Below are 2664 nucleotides of genomic sequence, written 5' to 3'. Positions count from 1 at the left end.
CTCCAGCAGCTGGCCCGTGGCACCGTTCAGCCGGGCGCGGCCGGTGGCGTCGAGCGTGCCGACCGGGGTCCACACGGTGCCGTGGTGCGCGGCGTCGAGCAGTTCCTGCACACGGTCGATGTCGGCGCCCACCGTGGTGAGCAGCTTCGGGTCGCGGGCGGCGAGCAGGGGGCGCAGGACACCGAGGAGTTCCCGGGTGCCGGCGAGGTTGGCGTCCGCGGTGGCCAGGGTCGTGCCGCTGCCCTGGTCGGCGTCGCCGGTGAGCTCGAACTGGAGGGTGTTCTCCAGGACCTCGTGGGTGCGCAGCGGCAGGTCGGAGGGGTCGAAGTCCTGGCCGGGGAAGGCCTTGCGCAGCCCTTCGGCGTCCTGTGCGAGCCGGTCGGCCGGGCCACGCAGGCCGTCGGCCGACTCGCCGTGCCACAGGCCGTACTCGACGCGGTGGAAGCCGGTGAAGTCCTTGTCGCGCACGCCGTCGGGGAGGCCCGCGGTCCTGCCGTTGATCTTCTTGTCGAAGTCCTGGAAGGTGCCGTAGGCCGCGCCGAGGGAGGCGTAGGTGCGGTGGGCGGTGAGCCAGTCGGCGCGGGCGGCGTCGAGGTCGCCGTGCCGGACGTCGTCGGCCAGTTTGCCGGTCTGGCCGGTCAGCGCGGCCAGGCCCTTGGTCACGTAGTCCTTGTAGGAGCGCAGCGGGGCGGCCAGGTCCTCGTCGGAGACGGGCTTGACGGCGTTGGCGCTGTCGCCGCCGCTGATGTGCACGGGCGCGGAGGTGACGGCCTTGCCGCCCGTGGGGACGCAGCGCCAGGCGTACGCGCCGCCGCCGACGGTGGCGACGAGGTCGCGGGTGGTGCCGGGGGCGAGGCCCTCGATCTCGCCGTAGACGGCGTCGGTGGCGGGGTCGACGAGGTAGACCTCGGCGGCCTTGTCCCCGGTGTTGTGCATCTGGAAGGTCCGGCGGCCGGGCCGGGGAGCGGAGAATCCCTTGCCGCACTCCTTCTCGGAGACGGCGATGGTCTGGGTGCCACCGGGCTTGGAGCCGCCGACGGCGACGAGGACGCCGGCGGCGACGGCGGGCACGGTGACGACGACGGCGGGTATCAGCCATGCCGGGCGGCGGCGCGGCGGCTTCGCCGGGGTGGGCTCCGGCGTACCGGCCGACTGCGGTTGCTCCGGAGTGGAGTGGCCGCGCCGGACGGCCTCGTTCTCCGTACCCGCTTCGTCCTTCGTACCCGCCGGGCGGGTGCCCCGTACACCACGTGCGCCACGTGCGCCGCGGACGAAAAGGGTCATCACGACGGCGAGGTAGGACACGTAGGCGACGACCTGCAGCCAGGTCATGGTGGGGGTGAGGTTGAGGACGCCCTGGACGAGGGTGGCGTACCAGGAACCGGCGTCGACGCTCCGGCCGAGGTCGAACGCGAACGCGGCCTTCCCGGGCAGTACGCCGCCCTCCTGGAGATCGCGCAGCCCGTAGCCGAGGACACCGGCGGCGATGACGACGAGGACGATGCCGGTGGCGGTGAAGAACCTCGTCAGGTTGATCCTCAGCACCCGGCGGTACAGGCCCCAGCAGAGCCCCGCCGCGAGGACGAGTCCGATGGCGGCGCCGGTCATCGGGCCCGCGGATTCCCCGGCGGCGCGTGCCGTGGTCCAGAGGAAGAGCGCGGTCTCCAGCCCCTCGCGGCCCACGGCGAGGAAGGACGTGACGATGAGCATGCCCGCACCCATGGCGAGGGCGCTGGTGACCTTCTCGCGGATCTCGCCGGAGAGGTTGCGGGCCGAGCGGCGCATCCAGAAGACCATGGCGGTGACGAAGGCGACCGCGACGACGCAGAGACTGCCGCCGAACGTCTCCTGCGCGGTGGCGGAGAGGTTGGCGGCGGTGAAGGTGAGCACGGCACCGAAGCTCATGGAGAGGGCTATGGCGCCGAGGACACCCGTCCATATGTGCGGCAGGCGGTTCCGGGCCTCCGCGCGGACGAGGGAGGCGACGAGGACGGAAACGATCAGTCCGGCCTCCAGTCCCTCGCGGAGGCCTATCAGCAAGCTGGGAAACGCGTCGTCCCACATATGGCCCTCCCCCGCAGCGCGCCCGGCGACTTCGCCGATGCTCGCCGGTCACCCTGGTTAGCGAAGCCATACCTTAGTGAGGCTCGCCTTGGCCCTCCACAAGGACGGGGTCAAGGGCGCGTTTTCTTCTGGTTTTGTTCTTGACAACGACCGAATATGGAACCCCACATACAGGACCGGGAATCCCGCTCAGGCCCGCCCGGCCATGCGGTCCACGGCGTCCTTGGCCTCCTTCAGGCCGTCCCCGGTGATCTCGCGGTACGCCTTGATCGCCTTGATCGTCTCCCCGCCACGCGCGAGCTCGGCGACCCGCGCGAGCCCGGGATCCTCCTCGCATATCCCCAGCTGGTCGAGGATCAGATCCACCTTGCGCTCCAGCCGCGTGATCTTGCGGCTGACGCGCTCGATCCGGCTCTCGATGCCCCAGGCGAGAAGTCCGGCGAGCGGGAAGAAGAGGAGAAACACTGCCGTATCCATTGGTAGTTGGAGGCGCGGTGCTCCTGCGAGCCCGGTTCCTCCGTCCCCTTTCAATCCGTGCGTGCGGTTTTCCCGCACACGGCTTACCGATGATCTTCTTGACATGGTTACGCCGCCTTCGGA

The 2664-nt window shown here is 70.7% G+C and carries 2 protein-coding genes; both read right to left on the bottom strand.

Annotated features, from left to right (window positions below; all coding sequences use genetic code 11):
- Positions 1-2064 (bottom strand): iron uptake transporter permease EfeU (gene efeU, locus K6I34_RS35255; RefSeq protein WP_229332108.1); only part of this gene is annotated, 2064 nt, incomplete at its 3' end.
- 189 nt (positions 2065-2253) lie between these two features.
- A complete protein-coding gene (locus K6I34_RS35250) occupies positions 2254-2541 on the bottom strand; it encodes a ribosomal protein L7/L12 (RefSeq protein WP_229332107.1) in 288 nt (95 codons plus the stop codon).
- Positions 2542-2664: the final 123 nt, after the last annotated feature.

Origin of the sequence: Streptomyces sp. UNOC14_S4 (assembly GCF_020740835.1) — a bacterium.
Taxonomy (GTDB): Bacteria; Actinomycetota; Actinomycetes; order Streptomycetales; family Streptomycetaceae; genus Streptomyces.
This window is presented reverse-complemented; position numbering and strand designations above follow the sequence as displayed.